The sequence below is a fragment of the Streptomyces sp. NBC_01476 genome, from assembly GCF_036227265.1.
GTDB lineage: Bacteria > Actinomycetota > Actinomycetes > Streptomycetales > Streptomycetaceae > Actinacidiphila.
The window spans coordinates 181880-204917 of the sequence record NZ_CP109446.1 but is presented as its reverse complement, the minus strand read 5'-3'; the positions used below and the strand labels follow the sequence as shown (position 1 = coordinate 204917).

The window sequence follows — 23038 nt, the reverse complement described above, 5'->3', positions numbered from 1 at the left end:
ATGCTCCGATCAATCTGACGGCGTAAGGACACTTCCATGCCCGACACCACCAGAATCCCGCGGCTCCGCGCGGTCACGGCCCGCGGACCGCTCGCCGCCGTGACCGCGCTGCTCACCGGAACGCTTCTGCTGCTGGCGGCCGGCCCCGGAGCCGCCGCGGCGGGAACAGCCGTGACACCGCACCCCACAGCGGTGACACATCCCGAGCAGGACTACGCCGGGGCCGGCCTGCACAGGCTCCGTGCGGCCGGGGCGCGGTCCGCGCCCGCGGCGGCCCCTGCCGCGACCCCCGCGGCCGTCGGCGGCCTGCCGGGACTCGACGTCAGCGGCTGGCAGGGGACGGTCAACTGGGCATCGGTCCGGTCGGCCGGCGCCACCTTCGCCTACGTGAAGGCGACCGAGGGAACCGACTACACCAGCCCGTCCTTCAGCGGGCAGTACACCGGCGCGGCCGGTGTCGGCCTGATCCGCGGCGCCTACCACTTCGCACTCCCGAACAACTCCACCGGCGCCGCCCAGGCCGACTACTTCGTCTCCCACGGCGGCGGCTGGTCGGCCGACGGGATCACGCTGCCGCCCGCCCTCGACATCGAGTACAACCCGTACGGTGCCACCTGCTACGGGCTCAGCCAGAGCGCGATGGTCACCTGGATCAGGAGTTTCAGCGACGAGGTGCACGCCAGGACCGGGCGTTACCCCACGATCTACACCACCACCGACTGGTGGACCAGCTGCACCGGCAACAACTCCTCCTTCGGCGGCACCAATCCGCTGTGGCTCGCCAACTACACCGGCAGCGTCACACCCCTGCCGGCCGGCTGGTCGGCGCAGACCATCTGGCAGTACGCCGATTCCGGCACCTTCCCCGGCGACCAGGACGCCTTCAACGGCACCGCCGCCGCTCTCCAGGCGTTCGCCGGCGGCACCGGGGGCACTCCGCCTCCTCCGCCGCCGTCGGCCGGGTGGCCCACAGTGAGCCAGGGTCAGACCGGTGAGGCGGTCCGCGCCGTGCAGTACCTGCTCAACGCGCACGGTTCCGCGCTGACCGTGGACGGCGACTTCGGGCCGGCGACCAACACGGCGGTACGGTCGTTCCAGTCGGGCCACGGTCTCGCCGTCGACGGTGTCGTCGGCCCCGCCACCTGGGGCGCGCTCGTCGTCACCGTGCAGCAGGGCAGCAGCGGCCCCGCGGTCTCGGCCGTGCAGCACGAACTCAACGCGCACGGCTCGGCGTTGACCGTGGACGGTGTGTTCGGGGCAGCTACGAACACGGCGGTGCGGTCGTTCCAGTCGGGCCACGGTCTCGCCGTCGACGGTGTCGTCGGTCCCAACACCTGGAGAGCACTCGTCGGCTCCTGACGGCGAACCGGCCCGGGGGTGCGGCGGGATGCGCCGGAGCGGACGGCTGAGCAGCGAGGGTCTGCCGTCCGCGACGGGGCGTGCACACCGCCACCCCCGGGCCGTTCCCGGTCGGTGCAAAGGACCAGTACGTCGACGGCGCGGACCTCATCGTGCGCCGCGCCACCACCCGCCGCCGCGCCGGTGCGGTCAGCGGGCGAGTTGCACGGTTGTGCGGAGGTAGGCCCGCTGGGTGGTTTCGCGGAGCATGAAGTCGGCGACGTCGGCACGGGAGATGCGGGGCACGCGGCCCAGCCGCAGTTCCTCGCCGACGCGGTACGTGCCGGTGCGGGGGCCGTTGACGAGCATCACCGGGTAGACGAACGTCCAGTCCAGGCCGCTGTCACGGAGGATGCGCTCACCCGCGTCCTTGTCGGCGAACATCCGTCCGAGGGCTTTGTACACCGCCCAGTACACCGCCGGGGCCTGCGCGGCGGTGTCACCGACGCCGTGCGCTGACAGGTGGACGATCCGGCTCACCCCCGCGTCCCGCATGGCCCGCACGATCAGCGGTACCGCCTGGACGGTGAGGGTCGGGGAGACCACCCCGTGCCAGGTGGTCGGGCTGCCGAACGCCGTCAGCACCGCTTCCTGCCCGTCGACGGCCCCGCGCACCGCGGCCTGGTCGGACGTCACCTCACCGGCCAGCACCCGCAGTCCGGGGCGGGGACCAGGTGCCTTGCCCGGGTCGCGTACGAACGCGGTCACCTCGTGCCCCGCGGCAAGGGCCTGCGTGACGATCTCCCGCCCGGTCCTGCCGTTCGCCCCGAACACGACGAGCCTCACGACGGTCTCCTCGATGCGTGCGGCCGCAACCGGCCGGGTGGTGGCGCGGCGGCCCGGCCCGTGGTTCAGCGTACGTCTCGCCCGGCCGCCGTGCCGGTCCGCCGGTCCGAGAACGCGCCGCCCGCGGTGAAGGCCCGTTCGGCGAAGCGTTCGCCGATGCGGCGGTGGGCGGCGGCGTCCGGATGGAGGGCGTCGGGCAGGGGCAGCTCGGCGAAGTCCGCCTCGCCGTAGAGTTCGCGCCCGTCGAGGTAGTGCAGGTGCGGGTCCTCGGCCGCGCGCTGCGCCACGATCCGCTCCAGCTCCCCGCGGATGATCCGCAGGGTCAGCTTCCCGCTCGCGTGTTCCGCCGGATCGCCGGTGGCCTGGAACCGCAGCTCACCGGAGCCGAGCGCGTCGAGGTCGAAGGCGCTGGGGCCGGGGGTGTCCTCGTGGATGGGGCACAGGATCGGCGAGACGACCAGCAGCGGTGCGGTCGGGTGGCCTTCACGGATGATGTCGAGGAAGCCGTGCACCGCCGGGCCGAACCCGCGCAGCCGCATCAGGTCGAGGTTGACCAGATTGATGCCGAGTTTGACGCTGATCAGGTCGGCTGGCGTGTCACGTATGGTGCGAGCGGTGAACGGGTCGAGCAGGGCGCTGCCGCCCAGGCCCAGATTGATCAGCTCCACACCGCCGCCGGAGGCGGCCAGGGCGGGCCAGATCGTGGTGGGACTGACGGCGTCGGAGCCGTGGCTGATCGAGCTGCCGTGGTGCAGCCACACCCTGCGACCGCGGTCCGGCAGCGGCTCGACAGCGGCGTCGGTGCGCAGCGCGACCAGCGCGGTGGTCTCGTTGTGCGGCAGCCAGATCTCGATGTCCTTGGTGCCGCCGGGCAGTCCGGTGAAGCGGAGGGTGCCCGGCTGCCCGGGCTTCTGCTCGGCGGTTCCGGTGGACATGTCGATGGTCAGGGTGTCACCCTCCGTCACGCTCCCCTGAGCGGTCAGCCGGCCGTCGACGAGCAGGTCGTAGACGCCGTCCGGGCGGGGCGGGAGCCCCGCGTAGACGCGTTTGGTGGGCAGCGTGTCCAGTTCGACGGCGGTCGCCGTGGTGCGGAAGGCGAGGCGTACGCCGGACGGCTGGCCCTCGGCCATGGCCAGTTGCGGGTCGGGGCACTGGGCGCGGGCCCCGGCGGGCAGCCGGTGCGGCAGGATGCCGCGCTCGGTGTGCTCCACCTCCAGGGCGCCGCGCAGCAGCGCCGCGGTGATGGGCGTGGTGATCCAGTCGTTTCCGGTGGGCATCGCTCAACCTGTCGGATGGTAGGGGCGGGTGGTTCGGTCGTGCCCGTACGTCACCGGCGTCCGGGGGGCGTACGGCCGGCGCGGGCTCCGCTCAGGGCGCGGGCCAGTTCCGCAGCAGGGCGTCGAGGGCGTCGATGATCCGTTCCCAGGTGTCCTGGGTGTCGGGGGCGCTGTGGCTGAACCCTCCTCCCATCTCCAGGCTGACGTAGCCGTGGAAGACGCTCCCGAGCAGGCGGACCGCATGGGTCTGGTCCGGCTCGGTGAGGTCGTAGCCGCGCAGGACGGCCCGCGTCATCTGTGCGTGCCGTCCGCCGGCACCGGCGGCCGCCGTCTGCGGATCGAGCCTGAGCTGGGCGGCGGCATAGCGGCCGGGATGCTGATGGGCGTAGTCGCGGTAGACGTCCGCCAGCGCGGCCAAGGCGTCCTTGCCGGCCCGCCCGGCCAGCGCGGCGGCGCCCCGGTCGGCGAGTTCCTCCAGGGCGAGCAGGGCGATCCGGGTCCTGAGGTCCTGGGAGTTCCGCACGTGCGAGTAGAGACTGGCGACCTTCACGTCGAACCGTCTGGCGAGTTCCGAGACGGTGACCTGATCGAACCCGACCTCGTCGGCCAGCTCCGCACCCGCCCGGACCAGGCGTTCCGTGGTCAGTCCCGCGCGCACCATCGCCATCCTCCCGGCTGCCTGATGCGATTATGCACATGCCTAATATCTTTAGGCAAATCACTACGGCCCATAGGAAGTGGCTGCCCGCGGGTGCCCGGGGGGTGCCAGCGGGGCGCGCCTCACGTGCGAGGAGGAGGGGAAGGGGCGGGCACCGGCGCACGGTGTTCCGGCGCCCAGGCGTGGCACGCGTGAACCGGCCGTCACGGCCAGGGGGGCGGGCATCGCGGCCCGCCCTCCTGGCCGGCGAGCCGCCGGTCCGAACGGAACCAGGCGGCTGTCAGCCGCCCGCACCTTCGAGCTCGAACGTGAAATAGATGCTCAGCAGGTAGGGCCTGTCTTCGTCGTGCAGGAAGTCCCAGGAGACGTCGAGCAGGAAGACCTTGTTCTCCGCCACCCACGCACCCGCCTTCTCGAAGGCCCCCGCGGCAGTCGTGGCGGCGAAGAACTTCCTGGCCACGGGGTGCACCTGCGCATCCGCGTCACTGTCGTCGAAGCCGTCCGGAACGTCCAGGCAGAGGCCGGGGTCGAACTCCATGGAAGCGCCTTTCGCGTCGGTCACTGGTACGCGTCGGCAGAGGCCGGACCTCTGAACGCGACACACGGTAGGACCGCCGCACACCGCCGGGGGGTTGCCTCGGCCGACGGCCTGCTGCGGCAGCCGGCGGCGATCCGGACGGACCGCCCCGGTCGCGCCTCTCGGTGCCCAGCAGCGGCCCGCGCGCCCCGCCGCATCACGCGGAGGAGGCGGGCGGGGTCTCGTTGGCGATCCGGATGGCGCCTTCGCCTCCGCCGGGAACATCGACGAAGGCGCAGTCCCAGCGCGCCCCCAGCTCCGCCAGCGCCCGCACGGACGGGGCGCCTCCCGTCGCGGAGTTCAGCTCGGCCATCTCCGCGAAGAACCCGTCCATGGCCGGCGAGGTGACGAAAAGGAACCGGACCGGGACACGGCCCCTGTTGTAGGGGCGGTGCGCGGCCCCGCGCGGGACCATCGCGTACTCGCCCGGGCCGAGGGTCAGCGTGCGTCCGTCCACATCGAGGGTCAGCTCGCCCTCCAGCACGCGGAACGCCTCCTCATGGTGCTGATGGACGTGCGCCGGCGGTCCGGGGGCGCCCGGCGCGTGCTCGTACTCGATCAGCGAGTACGCGTCGTCCGTCATCGTGCCGTCGATCTTCACCGCCATCGGGGCGCCCGTCGGTCCGCGGAACAGGCGGCCCTGTCCCGCCGCGATCACCACCGGATCACTCATGACCACGCCACCTCCCGGCATCGCCCCGCCTCAGCGCCATCGTCCCTCCCCACCCGGCGCACCGCACCCGGTGAACCGCGCCCCGAGAAACCCGCCCGAGAAACCCGCCCGCGGAACCCGTCAGCCGGTGATGTCCTCGATCGACCGGACCGCCAGGTCGAGCAGCCCGGTGCCGGACAGGGCAGTGGGCGCGCCCGCCGGGAGCGGGTGGCCGTCGCGCCGGGTGATACGGAAGGTGTGGGACTCACCCGGAAGGAGCGTGACGAGGGCCGCGTCCACGGTCAGTTCGCTTGGGGCGACACCGAGCGGGGCGGCGAGCCGGTCGGCGAAGACGCACAGGTCGCGCAGCACCGTCACGGCGGTGACCGTCACCCGCAGTTCTCCGTCGGCCATGGTGAGGGCGACCTGGCGTTCGGGCCGTGCGGGGGTCAGTTCACGGTCGGGACGGTACGTCCAAGTGGTCCTGACCCCGTCGATGTCGGCGACCAGCAGTTCGGCGTGCGGGTCGGCGGGCAGAGCGACCGCGGGGTCGAGGGCGAACTTCTCCAGGCCGCCGGCCCGGCACCTCGGCCGGAGCCGGGTCCCCGCGTGTTCCCGGCCGTCGAGACCGACCCGCCGGATGCGGACGTCGGGGTGCCAGTCGGTGGCGGAGTCGTTGACGAGTGCCAGGACGAGGCCCTGGTCACCGGTGGGGTCGTGGGTGGGTCCCGGCTGGACCGGCTGGAGGGTGGCCAGTCGCGGGGCGAACGCCCGGCGCAGGGCGTACCAGAGGGGTTTCTCGATGCCGGAGCTGTCGACGGCCGACCAGCTGATGGCGGGCCAGCAGTCGTTGAGCTGCCAGACGACGACCCCGGCGCAGCGCTCCCGGGACCGCAGCCACTCGGTGCCCGCCGAGACCGCCCTGGCCTGGACCACCTGGGTCGCGAAGTGCCAGTCGGCGCCGTCCCCGGGTGTGGGCACGTGCGGCTGGAGGCCGCGGGTGAGCTTGTGCATGCCGTCGATCGCGCGGAGGTGGTGGCGGGTGAGAGCCGAGCCGGGGCCGGGTTCCTCACCGTCGAGGACGCGTTCGAGGGTGGTCCAGGCGGCGGGGCCGCACCAGCCCATCTCCGCGACGAACGCCGGGTCGTGGTCGCGGTAGTGCGCGTAGTCGGCGTCGTTCCAGGGCGTCCACAGGTGGCTCGGGCCGTGGGAGTCGGCCACCGGGTCGCGGTCGAGGGTGCCGGACCACGGCGAGTTCGGCAGGTAGGGGCGGGTGGGGTCGAGGCGGGCGAGAACGCCGGGCAGCACGTCCAGGTAGTAGGCCGCGCCCCAGCCGCGCGTGCCGAGCTGGTCGGCCCATCCCCAGTGGTGGCGGCCGAGGACCGTTTCGTTCCCGCCGCACCACAGGACGAGGCTCGGGTGGGACGCCATCCGGGCGACGGCCTGCTCGGCTTCCCTGGTGACGAGTGCGGCCGTCTCGTCGTCCTCGCTGTAGGCGGCGCAGGCGAAGAGGAAGTCGTGCCAGACCAGGACGCCGCGCTCGTCGCAGGCGTCAAGGAACTCCTCGGTGGCGAAGTGGCCGCCGCCCCAGACCCGCAGCAGGTTGGCGTTCCCGGCGACGGCCTGGTCGATGCGTCCGGCGACGCGTTCGGGTGTCACGCGGCCGGCGAAGGTGTCGTCGGGTATCCAGTTGTAGCCGCGTACCCGTACCGTCCGCCCGTTGACGACGAGGGCCCAGCGGGTGCCCAGCGCGTCCGGGGACTCGTCGAGGGCCGTGCTGCGCAGGCCGAGGCGGACGGCCGCTGCGTCGAGGACGACGCCCGCGTGGACGAGTTCCACCCGCAGCCCGTAGCGGGGCTGTGCGCCCAGACCGGTCGGCCACCACAGGGCGGGGTCGGCGACGGTCAGCTCGGTCACCGCCTCGTCGCCGGTGACCGGGCCGGCCGCCGACCCGGCGGACCGGCCGTCCGGGTCGGTCAGCTCCAGCCGGATCTCGGCGCCTGCCGGGGCGTCGACGGGTACGTGGACGGTGATCCGGGCGGCGCTGTGGTCGTCGGCGAGGCGGACCAGCGGCCGGACGTGCTCGATCCGGCCGAGGTAGGACTCCAGCCGGATGCCGCGCCAGATGCCCGCCGTGACGTAGTGCGGCCCCCAGTCCCAGCCGAAGTTCGCCGCGGCCTTGCGGATGTGCGGGTAGGGCTCGTCGTACGGGCTGGGCAGCGGGCCGTGCGCGCGTTCGTGGGCGCGGGCGGCCTCCCAGGCCGAGGCGAAGCGCACCTCGATGACGTTGTCACCCGGCCGCAGGGCGTCGTCCACCCGCCACCGGTATGCCAGGTGCTGGTCGTGTGCGGTTCCGACGCGGCGCCCGTTGACGTGGACCTCGGCGACGGTGTCGAGGCCGTCGGCGACAAGATCGGTCCGGGTGCCCGGCTTCGGTGACCACCTGACGTGGCGGCGGTAGACCCACTGCGAGTGGCCGACCCAGGACTGTGCCCGCTCGCCGAGGCCGACGTCGGGATCGGCGAGCAGGCCCGCGGCGAGCAGAGCCGTGTGCACTTCGCCGGGCACGGTCGCGGGGACGGTCGCGGTGCGTACGGCCCCGGGCACCTCCGGCGGGCCGCCCGCCCAGCTGAGTTCCCATTCCCCGCCGAGGTCGAGCCGGGCGGCGGTGCGGGTGGTGGTCTGCGTGGTGAGTGTCATCCTTTGACTGCCCCTGCGGTGAGAGCTTCCTGCATACGGCGGCTGGCGAGTGAGTAGGCGACGTACACCGGCAGCAGGCTCAGCACGGTGCCGGCGGTGAGCACTCCGAAGTCGGTCGCGTCGGAGATCAGCGTGGGGAGGGCGACCTGCGCCGTGCGGATGTCCGGTGCGGTGCCGGTGATGGTGAGCGAGAACAGGTACTCGTTCCAGAAGGTGAGCAGTTGGAGGATCGCCACGCTGATGACGCCGGGCATGGCGATGGGGATGAACACGCTTGCGAGCAGGCGCAAGTTGCCGGCGCCGTCGAGAGCGGCCGACTCCACCAGCTCCGGCGGCACCGTGCGCATGAACTGGGTGAGCAGGAGCACCGACAGCGGCAGCGCGCCGGCCGGCAGGAAGAGCATCTGGAACTCGCGCGTGTAGAAGAGGTCCATCTTGATCGCCAGGACGACCGTGGGGATCAGTGCCGCGAACGGCGGTATGAGGAAACCGGCGGAGAACGTACCGGTGACCGCCCGGGCGAGCCGGTTGTCCTGGCGCGCCAGCGCGAAGGCGGCCGGCAGCGCGAGGCCCAGGGTCAGCACGATGGCGACGGCGGAGATGAGCACGGAGTTGAGCAGTGCCCGGCCCAGGTCGGCGGTCTGCCAGGCGGTGCGGAAGTTCTTCCACAGCCAGTGCTCGGGCAGCGCGAACGGCCGGGTGAAGATCTCGATGTTGGTCTTGAACGCGCTGACCGCCAGGTAGTACAGCGGCGCCGCGAGCAGCAGGGCGTACAGCCACGACAGACCGGTGGCGACCGGTCCGCCGGCGCGGCGCCGGCGGCGGCGTACGGGTGGGAGGCGGCGCAGTCGGGTGGGGTGCGGGGCGGTCATCGGGTCTTCTCCAGGGGGCTGCGCAGCAGGAAGTGGATCAGCAGCATTCCGGCGACGCCGAGCAGGAGCAGCACCACGCCGACCACCTGGCTGTAGCCGAGGTCGCTCTGCGAGAACGCCTTCTCGTAGACCAGGTACGACAGCGTCGTGGAGGAGGTGCCGGGTCCGCCCTTGGTGAGCAGCAGGATCAGGGCGGCCGAGGTGAACAGCGTCCACAGGAACTGGAGCATGGTGAGGGTGCGGACGTAACTCCTGACCATCGGGAAGGCGATCTGCCACATGATGCGCAGGCGCCCGGCGCCGTCGATCCGGGCCGCCTCGATCACCTCGGCCGGCAGACTGGCCAGGCGGGCCGAGAAGAGCACCGCGGTCCAGCCGATGCCGCGCCACAGGTCGATGGCCATCAGGCTCGGCAGCGCGGTACCCGGGTCGGCCAGCCACGGGGTGATCAGCGAGTCGAGGCCGGCCAGGTGCAGCAGGCCGTTGGCGCCGCCGTCGGGCGACAGCATCCCGTAGAAGATCATTCCGGTGATGGATATGGAGATGAGGCCGGGGGAGAAGTAGAGCACCGACAGCACGCGGTAACCGCGGGGCCTGGTGCTCAGGTGGTAGCCGAGCATGAACGCCAGCGGGATCATCACCGGGATCACGACGACCACCTGCACCAGGCTGTTGCGCACGGCGTCGCGGAACACCGGATCGGCGAAGACATGCCGGATGTTCTCCGTGCCGACGTACCTCGGGTCGTACAGCAGCCCCTTCCACCGGAGGGTCGCGATGACGAACATCGCGATGAGCGGACCCACCGAGAAGACGGCGAACCACACCAGGGACGGGACCGTCAGCCAGAGCAGATGGGGTGAGTCGAGGCCGCCGCGGCGGCGGCGCCCGCGCCGCCGGGCGGGGGCGGCGGCCGGCTGCGGGGTGCGAACGGCCGCCAGGGTGCTGGTCGTTGACATCATGCGTTCCTTCTGCGGGGGTGGGGGCCGTCGCCCGGCGGCGGCCCCCACTCGGCGGTCGGGTCTCAGCCCTTGGTGGCGCTGTCCAGGCCGGCGCAGATCTTCTGCGCCGACGACTTGCCGTACGCCGAGGTCAGGACCTGGATGATCCGGTCGGAGGCGGAGCCGATCCAGACGTCGGGCACCACGGCGTTGTCGACCTTGCCGTCCAGGGCGAGCGACTGGCCCAGCAGCGGATCCTTCGCGTAGGAGGTGAAGTCGCCGGTGGTGGGGGGAAGGATGCTCGCGTCCTTGACGAAGTCCCCGACGGTGGCGTCGGCGTAGAACTTCGTCACCAGCTTGCGCACCTTGTCGATCCGGTCGGGCTGAGCGCCCCGCTTGGTGATCATGAAGCCGACTCCGGTGAAGCCCTGGAGCGCGGTGGGTTTGCCGAAGGCCGAGCCGGCCGGCAGTGGCAGCCCGGCGAGGGTCGTGTGCTGCTGTATGCCGGTGCCCGACGCGGCGGCCTCGGTGTACGCCCACGAGCCGGCGGACATCATCGCCGCCTTGCCTGAGTAGTAGGACGCGTACATGCTGTCGGCGACGAGACCGGCGGCGTTGTCGGCGAAGACACCGGCGTCGCGCAGCTTGGTGAAGAGCCTGATGCCGTTGAGGACGGACGGCGTGGCGCAGTAGCCGCCGTTCTTCATCACCTTCTCCATGGTCGCGGCGTCGGTGTAGGACTGCGCGATCTGGTAGAAGAGCTTCTGGCCGGTCCAGTCGTTGCCGCCGACGGTGAGCGGCTGGATGCCCGCGGCACGCAGTTTGCCGGCGGCGGTGATGAGCTGGTCCGTGGTGGTCGGGACGGCGTCCACGCCGGCCTTCTTCAGCAGGTCGGTGTTGTACCAGACCGGCCAGCTGAACCCGGAGAACGGCAGGCCCTGGAGCTTGCCGCCGGGGGCGCTGCCGGTCCGCCACTCGTCGAGCGCGGCGGGCTTGATCCTGTCCGCGAGGCCCCACTCCTTGACGTACTGGTCGGCGGGGACGGTGACGCCCGCGTCCAGCCAACCCAGCGTCTTGTCATAGAGGTTGACGATCACCAGGTCGGGGGACTTGCCCGCCGCCACGGCGTTCTCCACCTGGTCGTCGATGGTCTCCAGGCCGTCGGTGGCGTTGACCTTGACGCCGGTCTCCGCGGTGAACGACGCGAAGACGCGGCTCTGGGCCGCGGCTGCCGAGTTGCCCGCAGACCAGCGGGTCACGACGTCGATGGAGTCGCTGCTGCCCGACTGGCCGCCGGATCCGCAGGCGGCGAGGCTGAAGGCGAGGGCGCTGACGGCGAACGCGGCCACGGCGCGCACGGCCCGTGGCCTGGTGCGGTGGTCCATTGGCATCCTTAACTCCGAGTGCGGGGCAGGGCAGGGGACAGCGCGTCGGCCTTGGTGCACGGCCTGGAACGGCCTGGAGCGGTGCGGAACGACGGGCTGGAACGCGCCGTGGGACGGGTCTCCCAGGCGGCTACCGGGAGCGCACCGGCCTGCTGGGCGGGTGCTCGCCAGACAGCGTCTACGACGCCACCACCGAAGTCAATAACTAAGATTAGTAATCTATGAAAGTGTGCCGCGGGCGACCAGCCGGGCCGGTGCGGCCTTCACGACCCGCCCTCCGGCGGCCGGCGCGTCCGCGGTCAGCGCCTCCACCAGCGCGTTCCCGGCCAGTTCGCCCAGCTCCTGGACGTCGTGGCTGACCGCGCCGAGCGGCGGCACCGCCAGCTGGCAGAGCGCGGAGTCGTCCCAGGCGACGAGGGACAGGGCGGCCGGGACGCCGAGGCCCCGGCGGTGCGCTTCGTGCAGGGCGCCGAGCGCCATGACGTCATTGTCGAAGACCAGCGCGGTGGGCCGGTCCGCCATCAGCGCCAGGGCGGCGATAGCGCGTACCCCCGCGGCCTCGGAGTAGTCGCCGTCGAACGTCGTGGTGCGGACGCCGTGTTCGGCGGCGACGGCCTCGAACGTCCGGCGCCGGATGATGGTGTGCGCCATCTGCGCCGGGCCTCCGACGTGGCCGAGGTGCGTGTGCCCCGCCGTGACCAGGCCGGCGACGACGTCGGCCATGGCGACGTCGTCCTGTGTCCACACCGCCGGCAGTCCGCCCGCGGTGACCGGGTCGCCGATGACGACGCACGGCAGTCCCAACTGCTGGACGAGCGCCACCCGTTCGTCGCCGGGCAGGAGGTCGATGAGCAGTACCCCCTGCACCTGGCCGTAGCGCGCCCAGGCCCGCATGCGTTCACTCGCCTGGGACACCGTGGCGACCACCTGGAGGAGCACCGGCACGCCGAGCGGTACGAGCACGCGTTCCATGCCCGCGATGAACTCGTGGAAGAACGGCTCGGTGCCGAGCACCTCGGCGTCCCGGACCAGGGCGAGGCCGACCGGAGTGCCCTGCCGCGGGCGTGGCGATCGGCCGGTCGGTGCCGCGGCCATGGTGTCCTCCCGGTCGATCAACCTCGTCTAACCTCGTCCCCGTACCGTAGTCGTGCGACAGCGTACGGCGAGACGAGAGGTGGTCGAGCGTGGCCCGACGGGAGTCTGCGGCTGCCGGACCGGGCAGCCGTGCGCTCATCGTGGACCTCATCCGTTCCTCCGGACCCATCAGCCGGGTGGAACTCGTCAATGTCACAGGGCTGACCCAGCCGACGATCTCCAACATCGTCCGCCGCCTGATCGACGACGGCGTCGTCCGCGAGACCGGCGACACCGTCGCGACCCGCGGCAAGCCCCGCGCCATGCTCATCATCAACTCCCGTGCCGCGTACGGCGTCGGCATCCACATGGGCGCGGACGCGCTGACCTGCGTGGTGACCGACACCCGCGGCGGCACCGTCGGCCGCGAACTTGTGGCGGTGCCCGACGGCGGCCGGCCCGCGGACCTCGTCGACCGGCTCGCCGCGCTGTACCAGGACGTCACCGCCGGCCTCGGCCTGCCCCCGCAGAGCGTGGCCGGGATGGCCGTCGTCGGACCCGGCCCGGTCGACGTCGCCCACGGCGGATTCCTCGCGCGACCGGGCCAGCAGGAGGCAAGCCTCGACCTCGCCCCCGCGCTGAGCGACCGGCTGAACGTTCCGGTGCTGGTCGACAGCGACGCCTCCGCGGCGGCGGTCGGTGAGTTCTGGGGGCGGCAGGTCTCGCGCGAGCGCACCTTCGGCTGCCTCTACATGAACTCCGGCATCGGCTCCGGCGTCGTCCTCGACGGCGCCCTGCACCGCGGCGCCAGTTCGAACGCCGGCAAGATCGGCCACATCGCGGTGGTCCGCGACGGCGAGCCGTGCCCGTGCGGCAACCGCGGCTGCCTTGAGCAGTACGCCGCCCCGCGGGTGGTCGTCGCCCGTGCCCGGGCGCTGCCCGGCCTCGCCGAGCGGCTGCGCATCCGGCCCGACGACTCCGACGCGCGGGCCTTCGACGTCCTGGCGCGGGCGGCGGTCTACGGCGACGAGCAGGCACGCGCGCTGGTCGACGAGTCCGCGGCGCTGCTCGCGGAGGGCGCGGTCACGCTGGCCAACCTCTGGGACCTCGACACGATGGCACTGGCAGGACCGGGTTTCGCCGTCGCCGGGTCCCTGTACGTCACCGAGGTCAGGCGCCGCCTCGCGGAACGGGCTTTCACCCGGGAGGTGCACCCCGTCCAGGTCGACCTGTCGAGCAACCCGCGCGACTCGGCGGCGATCGGCGGCGCGGCGCTGGTGCTCCAGGGGTCGGTCGCGCCCGGCCACGGGCCGCAGGTCGCGGCGCGGGTCTGACCAACACCCCGGCGGCGTAAGCGTTTCCGGCGGGTCCTTGCCGTCGCGGGAGCCGGCCACGGCCCAACCCGCCTTATTCGTCCGACCTCTTGATGCGCGAGCGGGCCGCCGGTACGGTGCTCGAACCGCCGGTCGTGTTGCGGGTGCATCACGAGTCGTACTTGCATAGATTAATAATGAAACTAGGCGGACATGCGGCACCCCCCACCCTGAACCACCGCGCCCGCCCCCGTCGTTGCCGGCCCGACCGGCGAACGGACCGGGGGCCGGCTTCCGCGAAGGAGCCCCATGAGACACGGCAGGACCCACCGGGCCGCGCGCCTCGGCGTCCGGATCAGAGCGCTGTGCGCCCTCGCCGGCAGCCTCGCCCTGGCAGCGATCGCCGTACCCGCGATCACCGCACACGCGTCGGCCCAGGCACCGCGCACCCTCTATGTCGCCAAGAACGGCAGCGACAGCAACCCCGGCACGCAGGCCGCCCCTTATCTGACCATCAACCACGCGGCGCAGGAGGCGCAGCCAGGTGACACGGTGAAGGTGCACGCCGGCCTGTACCGGGAGACCGTCAAGCCCGCGCGCGGCGGAACCGACGAGGCCCACCGCATCACGTACACGAACGCCGGCGACGGCGAGGTGGCCATCAAGGGCTCCGAGGAGGTCAACTCCTGGGTGCGGACCAGCGGCAACGTCTGGAGCGTCACCCTGCCGAGCGGTTACTTCGGGGACTACAACCCCTACGCGACCGGCCAGCCGCAGGGCGGCGACGGCGGCACCTTCCCCGGCTACACCGCGGGCGACGTCTACCTCGACGAGCAGGCGTATTACGAGAAGCCGGCACTGAGCGACGTGCAGAGCGCCGCCGCCTCCTGGTACTCCCAGGTGTCCGGCGGCACCACCACGATCTGGGCGAACTTCAACGGCGCCGACCCCAACGCCCGGCTCGCCGAGATCAACGTCCGCCGCCAGGTCTTCGCCCCGGACGCCTGGGGGCTCGGCTACATCACCGTCAACGGCTTCACCGTGAAGCAGGCCGCCACCACCTACTCGGACTTCCCCAGCAGCCCGTCGCGGCGCCAGGCCGGCGCCATCAGCGTCAACGGCGGCCTGAAATGGATCATCGAGAACAACATCGTGATCAACGCCCGCACCATCGGCATCGACATCGGCCTCGGCAACGACGAATGGGCCGGCAACCGGCCCGGCACCACCAGAACCGACTTCCACGCCACCGACGCGTACGGCTCGCACATCGTCCGCAACAACTACATCGCCCGCTGCGGGCAGTCCGGCATCGCCGGTGTCTTCTCCTGGCACTCGCAGATTCTGTACAACATGATCGAGGACACCAACTACCGCAACGAGTTCAGCGGCGCGGAAACCGCCCCGATCAAGGTCCACTACATGAACGAGGGCCTGATCAAAGGCAATTACGTCAAGAACTCCAAGGGCGGCAACTCCGCGGGCATCTGGACGGACTGGGGCAACCAGAACGTCCGCATCACCGGCAACATCGTGATGAACAGCCCCTGGGGCTACTACGCCGAAGCCGTCTTCGGCCCGATCCTGGTCGACAACAACGTCTTCATCGGCAACAGCGACATCCGCACCCTGGACGCCACCGGCATCGTCTTCGCCAACAACCTCTTCCTCGACAACGGCGCCATCCACAACGACGGCAGTGGCCGCGACGCGTACTACTTCCAGCCGGGCACGATGAACGAGACCACCGCGCTCACTTCTCCCGAGAAGTTCTTCTGGTACAACAACCTGGTCCAGGGCTCGGCACTCCCCGACAACGCGACGGACAAGACCCAGGTGAAGGAGGGGAACGTCACCGGCGGCATCTCCAACGTGCACTACACGGCGACCAGTACGCAGATGTCCCTGGCCTTCGACCTCGACGCCTCCGGCATCCACGGCCTCACCCCGGTCACCCAGGCCCGGGTGGGCACCATCCCCAAGGCGAACCAGAGCATCGCCGCCGACGTGACCACCGACTTCTTCGGCGCCCCGGTCGGCACCGCCGACATCATGGCCGGGCCGTTCGCCGCCGCGCGGGGCGGCAGCAACTCCTTCACCCTGTGGCCGCCGGCCGGTCAGACCGTGCCCAAGCCGCCGGCGAACCTCCCCGTGAACCTGTCGCTCAACCCCGCCGCGAGCGCCTCCGCCTCGTACCAGGACGGCGCGTACACAGCGGCCAACGCGATCGACGGCAACGCCTCCTCCCGCTGGTCGAGCGACCACGGCGACGACCCCAACGCCTGGATCCAGGTCGACCTGGGCGGCACGTACGACATCAGCACGGCGGTGCTGTCCTGGGAAGCGGCGTACGCCTCGGCGTACAAGGTCCAGGTGTCCGACGACGGCACGCACTGGACCGACGTCTCCTCCACCTCCACGGGCCACGGCGGCACCGATACGGTGAATGTCGCCAGGACCGGCAGATACGTGCGCATGCAGGGCGTCACACCGGCCACCCCATACGGTTACTCGCTCTACGAGTTCGAGATCTACGGCACCCCCGCCGTGGCTCCCGCGGGCGGTCCTGTCGTTTACGGCGACAGCAACTACAGCGGCCCGCACGCCACTCTCGCGGCCGGCGACTACGACCTGCCGCGGCTCCAGGCCGCCGGTGTCGCCAATGACAGCATCTCCTCGCTGCGCGTGCCCGCCGGATACACCGTCACCGCCTATGGGGACGCCGGCTTCGGCGGCACGCGGTGGACCTTCACCTCCGACGCCCCGGACCTGACCGCCACCGGCAACAACGACTCCATCTCCTCGCTGCGCGTGACGGCCGGGTGACCGCCGACCGGTGACCAACGGCCGGGTGCCCGCCGGCCCCGTCCACCGCTGACAACGTTGCCTGGCGGGCCGCCGGTGCGGGCGTCCGCACCGGCGATCCCGGGACACCCCCACTTCGTCGCCGGGCCGGCCCGCGGCCGGCCCGGCACCCGTCTCGGCCGGCCCGGCACCTGTCCCTCCATGGCTCCCCTCCATGGCGCCTGCTCACCGCCGTGGGACCACTCCGAGCAGAGGACCCCCCATGAAACAGGGCATGAACCGCACCCGCCCCGGCGGCGCCGTCATCAGACGACTGCTCGGCGTCGCCCTCCCTCTGATCCTGCTGTTGTCGACCGGACTCGGGTCCGGTGCGGCGCAGCCGGCCGACTCACCGGTGAACCTGTCGCTGAACCCCGGAGCGACGGCGGTCGCCTCCTACCAGGACGGCGCGTACACCGCGGCCAACGCGATCGACGGCAACGCCTCCACGCGCTGGTCGAGCGACCACAGCAACGACCCCAACGCCTGGATCCAGGTCAGTCTCGGCGGCGAGTACCACGTCACGACCACCGTGCTGTCCTGGGAGGCCGCCTACGCGAAGGCGTACAAGGTCCAGGTGTCCGACGACAGCACGCACTGGACCGACGTCTCCTCCACCACCACCGGGCACGGCGGCACCGAGACGGTGAACGTGGACAAGACCGCGCACTACCTCCGTATGCAGGGCGTCACCCCTGCCACCACGTACGGCTACTCGCTCTGGGAGTTCCAGGTCTTCGGCACCGCGGACGGCGGCAGCGGACCCGGCGTGGCGGGCTCCCCCACGGTGGCGCCGTCCACCACCTACCCGCAGACGTACAGCGACTGGCAGGACGGCCTGCTCGCCGGCAACGGCAAGCAGGGCATCATCGTCTTCGGCAATCCGCGCGACGACACCGTCGTCTTCGACGACAAGGACTTCTTCATGGCGCGGACGGAGGCCCACCCGCACCGGACGTTCAACACCGTGAGCGCCGGCGACATCAACCGCGTCCGCGACCTCCTCACCACCGACGACTACCAGGACGCCAACCAGCTCGCCGCAGACGTCCAGGGATACCAGGGCGGGGGAGAGGGCAGCAAACACCCCGGCTACAAGATGACCATCCAACTGCCGGACAGTGGCCCCATCAGCGACTACGTCCGCTCCACCGACTACTCCTCGGGCGTGGTCAAGGTGAACTGGAGCGACAGCAAGGGGAAGTGGGAACGCGACTCCTTCGTCTCCCGGGCCGACGGCGTGACCGTGCAGTACCTGCCCGCACCGACCGGGCAGAAGCTCGACGTCAGACTCGGCCTGTCCGTCGACCCGGGGATGAATCTGCTCAACAAGGGCCTGACCTTCACCAACAACTCCACCACCGACTACCTCAATCTGCGGGCGAAGTACCCGGCCGGCAGCTACAACGCCGGATACGAAGGCGTCACCCGGATCGTCACCGACGGCGCCAGGACGATGTCCGGCACCGACGTCTCCGTCTCCGGCGCCAGCTATGTGATGCTGCTGTCGCTCACCCAGCGCTACAACGGCACCTACAACGGTGGTGTCCCCGCAGAACAGGACTGGAACAAGCAACTCCTCCGGTCCAGGCTGGCGGCGGTCAACGACACCTACCAGACGCTGCTGAACCGCCAGGTGAGCAAGCACAGCCAGATCTTCGACCGGGTGTCCCTCGACTTCGGCGCCTCACCGCAGGACCGGGCCAAGTCCACCGAGGAACTGCTCGCCGAGCAGAAGTCGTCGTCGGTGCCGATCCCCGCCCTGTACGAGCGGATGTTCTACGCCGGCCGCTACCACCTGCTCGGGTCGAGCAACGAGACGGCGGCGCCCGACCTGCTCGGCAACTGGACCGGTGACAGCAACGTCGGCTGGGACGGCTACTACCACCTGGACGCCAACCTCAATCTGCAGATCTCCAGCGGCAACATCGGCAACATGCCGGAGGCGATGGCCGGCTACTTCTACCTCAACAAGCAGTGGCAGAACGACTTCAGGACCAACGCCAGAAAGCTGCTCGGTACCAGAGGCATGCTGACCGGCGGCAACACCCCCAACACCGAGGGCCTGATCTCCAACATCAACTTCGACTACCCCTACCAGTACGTCACCGGCGGGGAGTCCTGGCTGCTCTACCCCTTCTGGGAGTACTACGAGGTGACCGGCGACCAGACCTTCCTCGCCGACCAGTTCTACCCGCTGATCCGGGACATGGGGGACTTCTACGAGGACTTCCTGGTCAAGAAGGACAGCAACGGCAAGTACATCTTCGCCGGGTCCATCTCGCCGGAGAACACCCCGCCCGGCGGTGTCCCGCTCGCGGTCAACTCGGTGTACGACATCTCCGGCGCCCGGTTCGCGCTGTCCACGCTGATCCAGACCGCCAGGACGCTCGGCCGCGACAGCGACAAGATCCCGGTCTGGCAGGAGAAACTCGACAATCTGCCGCCCTACCTCATCAACAACGACGGCGCGCTGGCCGAATGGGCGTGGCCGGACCTGGCGAACAAGAACAACTACCAGCACCGGCACTCCAGCGGGCTGATGCCGGTGTGGCCCTACCGGGAGATCACCCCGGAGAAGAACCCCGCCCAGTACAAAGCCGCCCAGGTGTTCCTGCAGAAGAAGGACGCCGGCTCCTACGAGAACGCCGGGCACGGACTGCTGCACGGCGCCCTGATCGCCGCCGACCTGAACCAGGCCGACTCCGTCGGCGCCAAGCTGCTGCGGTTCGCGAAGGACGACTACTACTACAGCAGCATGGCGACCTCCCACTACAACAACCACAACACGTTCGCCACGGACGTCGTCAACTCCGTTCCCACGGTGATGATGGAGATGCTGGCCGCCTCCCAGCCGGGCACCCTGGAACTGCTGCCCGCGCTGCCGAAGGGCCTGAACAAGGGCTCCATCAGCGGCATGCTCGGCAAGGGCCAATTCACCATCGACAACCTGAGCTGGGACACCGGCGCCCACACGGTGAAGGTGACGCTGACCTCCGGCATCGACCAGAACCTGACGCTGATCCAGCGCTCCGGCATCGCCTCGGCCACCGGTGACGGGGTGTCGGTGCAGAGTTCGCCGCTGGGCGGCATCGCCCGGGTGCTGCCGCTGCAGAAGGGCCGGACCGTCACCGTGAACCTGACGCTCGACGCACCGAAGACCAACCTGGCCCAGGGCAAGCCCGCCACGGCCTCCTCCGCCTCCACTGCCGACCAGGGCGCCGCCAAAGCCTTCGACGGTGACCTGTCGACCCGGTGGAGTGCCGGTCCCGGCGACGGCGAGTGGCTCCAGGTGGACCTCGGCGCCACCTACACCCTCAGCGAGGTCGATCTGGCGTGGGAGGAGTCCTATGCGAAGGGCTACAAACTCCAGGCGTCCACCGACGGTTCGACATGGCGGGACCTCTCCACGCAGACGAACGGCTCCGGTGGCACGGAAAAGGTCCCGGTGACCGGCCCGGCCCGCTACGTGCGCATGCAGGGCACCCAGAAGTCCGGCCCCTGGGGCTACTCCCTCTACGAAATGGAGGTATTCGCCTAGCCTCCGGCTTTCCCGGGGCCCCGGCACCCCGTCGGGTCCGACCTCCGCTCACCGTCACGGTGGTGGTCGCCGGACCCGACGGTGACCGGCGCGTCCCCGGTCCGGGAAACGTGCCGGGCATTGTCACCGATGTCCATGGATCACGCGTGCTCTTGCTTCTCACAAGTTACCTTCCGTGCATAGGAGTTGGTCGGGGAGGCGGTCAGGTGACGGATCCGGACGCGGGACAGGGACAGGGCACGGGAGAGGGACCCGGGCAGGGGGTGGAGATCCTTCGCACGCGGGAGGCACACGTGCCGGCCGTCGCGGCGCCGGCGAGGTCCCGCAGCCTGGCGGAAGGGGATGTCCCGACCGCTGTCCGTGGCGGTTTCCCCGTGTCGGGATACACGGAGGAGACGTATCGCGAACGGCTGGTCACGGCCGAGCACTTCTACGTCGCGGTCAAAGGGGACGACGTACTGGGTTTCGGGCTCGCCTACAGTGACGACAGACTTGGCCCGGACGAGTGGCTGAACCATCGGATCAGGACCGGGCTGGGAAGTTTCCTGGTCATCAAACAGGTGTGTGTGGCGGAGAAGGCCGCGCGCCGGGGTATCGCCTCCCAGCTGTACCACCACGTACTGGGCCAGTGGTCGCAGAGCCCGGTGATCGCCGCGGTCGTGGCCGCGCCGGTGAATCTCGCGTCCACGGCCTTCCACCGCCGTCTCGGTTTCGAGGTGCTGACGGAGCTGACGCCGCCCGACGGGCGGCAGCGGAAGGTCTGGGTGTGGCGCAAGCCGCGGGAGGCGATGCTCCAGGCCCAGTACGGGTGGCGGTCGACCTCTACAAGCACGAGGACACGACCAACTGGAACAAGCTGAACAATTTCTTCTCCGGACTTGACCAACCGCAGCGTCACGTCCCGCCCGGGAGAGGAAGGCGTCGCCGGCGCCGTAGGTGAGCGGTGCGGTGTGGTCTGGCGGTCGGCGGTGGGCGCGGGTGTCGGTGGTGGGTGGCAGGCTCGCGGGCATGGACGCCCGATGGAAACTGCGGCGCGTGTACGGCGCCGATCACGACGACCCGGACCCCGGTCCGCGGCCAGGTCACGACTATGCCGAACTGGTCGGCGGCGCACTGGACGGGCTGCTGCTCGACGTCACCGGCTGGAGCGCGGAAGAACGGTCCGACGGGGCCGCGCTGACGACCGAGATCGGCGCGTACGGCCCCGGCGGCCGTGCCTGGTACCGCCCGCGTGCCGCCGATCCCGCCTTCTGGGAGTGGGAAGCCGACTCGCCCTGACGGGCGACCGGCGCCGACGCGCGGCCAGGGCGTGCCGGCAAGTGCTCCGCCGCCGGTCAGGCGTCCCAGGCGCGAGGGCGGAGCAGGGAGAACCGGGCGAGGTCGTAGCGGCGGCCGCGGTGGAGACAAGAAGTCCGCGGCCGGTCTCGCGGCCTTCTTCCGTACCTCAGGCCGCCCGGAGAACGCCCACCGGGTGCGCCGCCTCTTCGAACGGGGCCTGCAGCGGCCGGACGGCGCCGAACCCGACCTGGGCCGCCAGGTCGCCGAGCCTGCCTGAGGCCCTCGGCACGCCGCCGCGCCGACCTCCGGACGCCCGTTCCGCGCCGGGCGCGGCCGGTTGCACGCCGGTTCGGCACGGGCGTGCCGCACACGCGGAACACCGGTCGCGGCGTCGCTGACCTCGCAGGTCCAGCCGGCGGCGGGCCGCCTCCCGGGCGATCGGTGCGGCCTCCGGGTCCGCGGGCAGGACACGTGTCAGTACGGGGCCGCGCGGCAGCGCCTTCGTGCCGGGCCCCGGTGCGGGTCAGGGGCGGCAGGCGCGTTCCACGAGGTCCTGCCAGGCCTGTCCGATGCGGGAGCCGGCCTCCTCCACGGCGTCGGTGAACTCCTCGGACGAGAGGTACAGCAGGACGGGACCGTCCAGGGCGCCGGTGAGCTGGACGGCGAGCATGTCGAGGTCGGCGCCCGCGAGTTCCAGCTGTCCGAGCAGCATGCGTACGTGGACCTGGGACATGGGTGTCCGCCGGCGGATCGGTACCGGCCGGCTGCCGCCGAGGGCGGCCCTGGCGATGTCGCGGTGCTCGACCAGGAAGCCGGTGCGGGCGCGGCCGTAGGCGATCAGCCGGTCGAGCGGCGCGGCGCCGGGGCCCAGGGGAGGGGGGCCGGAGAGCACCTGCTCCTGGAAGGCGTGCTCGTCGTCGTCCAGCAGGGCCTGGAAGATGCCGGCCCGGCTGCCGAAGCGGCGGAAGACGGTGCCCTTGCCCAGGCCCGCCCGCTCCGCCAGTGCGTCCATGGTGAGGCGGTCCGCGCCCTGCTCAGCGAGCATCCGGCGGGCCGTGTTCAGCAGGTGGAGCCGGTTGCGGACCGCGTCGGCGCGCTCGGCCGGCGGCGCTCCCCAGGCGACTGGTCGTTTCACATGGTGACCCTACCGAACCGCGGAATCGGGGTATAGTCCGTTTATGCTCCGTGGCCGTGCGGCACCTGGCTGCCGCAGCCGGCCCCAACGTCGAATGGGATGGTGCAGACATGCCGCTCACCGGGACTTACGAGCCGAGCGGGTCCGAGTTCGCCCGCAATCAGGTCGATCTCTACGAGCGCTCCGGCGGTACCGAGGGCACGGACAACCAGGGGAAGCCGGTGATCATCCTGACGTCGGTGGGAGCCAAATCCGGGAAGATCCGCAAGACGCCCCTGATGCGTGTCGAGCACGACGGCGAGTACGCCGTCGTCGCGTCGTTGGGCGGCGCACCCAAGCACCCCGTCTGGTACTACAACCTGGTCGCGAACCCGCATGTGGAACTCCAGGACGGCCCGGTCAAGAAGGACTACCGGGCCAGGGAGGTCGACGGCGAGGAGTACGACGCGTGGTTCGAGCGGTCCGTGGCGGCCTGGCCGGACTACGCGGAGTACAAGAAGAAGACCACCAGGAAGATGCCCATCTTCGTCCTCACGCCGTTCGACGCGTAGTCCCCCGCGGCGGGGTGCCGTTGCCTCTGCGGTATCCCGCCCGCGGCGGGGCGCCG

General features: G+C 71.0%; 19 protein-coding genes. 7 read left to right on the top strand and 12 right to left on the bottom strand.

Features of this window, described 5'->3' with window-relative positions; translation table 11 throughout:
- The first annotated feature begins 36 nt into the window (after positions 1 to 36).
- On the top strand, positions 37 to 1359 hold the full coding sequence (locus OG552_RS00765) for a GH25 family lysozyme (RefSeq protein WP_329128666.1): 1323 nt from the start codon (positions 37 to 39) through the stop codon (positions 1357 to 1359).
- 189 nt (positions 1360 to 1548) lie between these two features.
- On the opposite strand, the gene OG552_RS00760 is transcribed toward OG552_RS00765, so the two are convergent.
- The 10 genes from OG552_RS00760 to OG552_RS00715 form a co-directional block, all read right to left on the bottom strand.
- Positions 1549 to 2184, bottom strand: a complete 636-nt coding sequence (locus OG552_RS00760; RefSeq protein ID WP_329128664.1) for an NAD(P)-dependent oxidoreductase — start codon at positions 2182 to 2184, stop codon at positions 1549 to 1551.
- Positions 2185 to 2249: 65 nt separating this feature from the next.
- A complete protein-coding gene (locus OG552_RS00755; protein ID WP_329128662.1) occupies positions 2250 to 3461 on the bottom strand; it encodes a lipase in 1212 nt (403 codons plus the stop codon).
- Between the two features lie 91 nt (positions 3462 to 3552).
- Positions 3553 to 4122, bottom strand: coding sequence for a TetR/AcrR family transcriptional regulator (locus tag OG552_RS00750; protein ID WP_329128660.1), 570 nt, complete (start codon positions 4120 to 4122; stop codon positions 3553 to 3555).
- 277 nt (positions 4123 to 4399) lie between these two features.
- Positions 4400 to 4657, bottom strand: a complete 258-nt coding sequence (locus OG552_RS00745) for a hypothetical protein (RefSeq protein ID WP_329128658.1) — start codon at positions 4655 to 4657, stop codon at positions 4400 to 4402.
- A 196-nt stretch (positions 4658 to 4853) separates the two neighbouring features.
- Positions 4854 to 5369, bottom strand: coding sequence for a cupin domain-containing protein (locus OG552_RS00740; protein WP_329128656.1), 516 nt, complete (start codon positions 5367 to 5369; stop codon positions 4854 to 4856).
- Positions 5370 to 5489: 120 nt separating this feature from the next.
- Positions 5490 to 8048, bottom strand: coding sequence for a glycosyl hydrolase 2 galactose-binding domain-containing protein (locus OG552_RS00735; RefSeq protein ID WP_329128654.1), 2559 nt, complete (start codon positions 8046 to 8048; stop codon positions 5490 to 5492).
- Positions 8045 to 8920 (bottom strand): carbohydrate ABC transporter permease, encoded by an 876-nt coding sequence (locus OG552_RS00730; protein WP_329128651.1) that lies wholly within the window; start codon positions 8918 to 8920, stop codon positions 8045 to 8047. The genes OG552_RS00735 and OG552_RS00730 overlap by 4 nt, the downstream gene beginning before the upstream one ends.
- Positions 8917 to 9882, bottom strand: a complete 966-nt coding sequence (locus OG552_RS00725; RefSeq protein WP_329128649.1) for a carbohydrate ABC transporter permease — start codon at positions 9880 to 9882, stop codon at positions 8917 to 8919. The genes OG552_RS00730 and OG552_RS00725 overlap by 4 nt, the downstream gene beginning before the upstream one ends.
- Before the next feature lie 62 nt (positions 9883 to 9944).
- Positions 9945 to 11246 carry an ABC transporter substrate-binding protein gene (locus tag OG552_RS00720; RefSeq protein ID WP_329128646.1) on the bottom strand — a complete coding sequence of 434 codons (1302 nt, stop codon included), beginning with the start codon at positions 11244 to 11246 and terminating at the stop codon, positions 9945 to 9947.
- Between the two features lie 219 nt (positions 11247 to 11465).
- Complete coding sequence (locus OG552_RS00715) at positions 11466 to 12341, bottom strand: LacI family DNA-binding transcriptional regulator (protein WP_329128644.1); 876 nt, start codon at positions 12339 to 12341, stop codon at positions 11466 to 11468.
- Positions 12342 to 12430: 89 nt separating this feature from the next.
- On the opposite strand from OG552_RS00715, the gene OG552_RS00710 reads away from it, so the two are divergent.
- From OG552_RS00710 to OG552_RS00690, 5 genes are all read left to right on the top strand, one after another.
- Positions 12431 to 13654: an ROK family transcriptional regulator gene (locus tag OG552_RS00710; RefSeq protein WP_329128642.1), complete on the top strand. Its 1224-nt coding sequence runs from the start codon at positions 12431 to 12433 to the stop codon at positions 13652 to 13654.
- Between the two features lie 288 nt (positions 13655 to 13942).
- Complete coding sequence (locus OG552_RS00705; RefSeq protein ID WP_329128640.1) at positions 13943 to 16459, top strand: discoidin domain-containing protein; 2517 nt, start codon at positions 13943 to 13945, stop codon at positions 16457 to 16459.
- Between the two features lie 241 nt (positions 16460 to 16700).
- Positions 16701 to 20018: a glycosyl hydrolase family 95 catalytic domain-containing protein gene (locus OG552_RS00700; RefSeq protein ID WP_329128638.1), complete on the top strand. Its 3318-nt coding sequence runs from the start codon at positions 16701 to 16703 to the stop codon at positions 20016 to 20018.
- A gap of 374 nt (positions 20019 to 20392) precedes the next feature.
- Complete coding sequence (locus OG552_RS00695) at positions 20393 to 20878, top strand: GNAT family N-acetyltransferase (protein WP_329128636.1); 486 nt, start codon at positions 20393 to 20395, stop codon at positions 20876 to 20878.
- A 148-nt stretch (positions 20879 to 21026) separates the two neighbouring features.
- Positions 21027 to 21296, top strand: a complete 270-nt coding sequence (locus OG552_RS00690; protein WP_329128634.1) for a hypothetical protein — start codon at positions 21027 to 21029, stop codon at positions 21294 to 21296.
- 166 nt (positions 21297 to 21462) lie between these two features.
- Here OG552_RS00690 and OG552_RS00685 read toward each other — a convergent pair whose 3' ends face one another.
- Positions 21463 to 21585, bottom strand: coding sequence for a hypothetical protein (locus OG552_RS00685; protein ID WP_329128632.1), 123 nt, complete (start codon positions 21583 to 21585; stop codon positions 21463 to 21465).
- A 234-nt stretch (positions 21586 to 21819) separates the two neighbouring features.
- Positions 21820 to 22431, bottom strand: a complete 612-nt coding sequence (locus OG552_RS00680) for a TetR/AcrR family transcriptional regulator (RefSeq protein ID WP_329128631.1) — start codon at positions 22429 to 22431, stop codon at positions 21820 to 21822.
- A gap of 110 nt (positions 22432 to 22541) precedes the next feature.
- Between OG552_RS00680 and OG552_RS00675 the strand changes: the two genes are divergently transcribed.
- Complete coding sequence (locus OG552_RS00675) at positions 22542 to 22982, top strand: nitroreductase family deazaflavin-dependent oxidoreductase (RefSeq protein WP_329128629.1); 441 nt, start codon at positions 22542 to 22544, stop codon at positions 22980 to 22982.
- Positions 22983 to 23038: the final 56 nt, after the last annotated feature.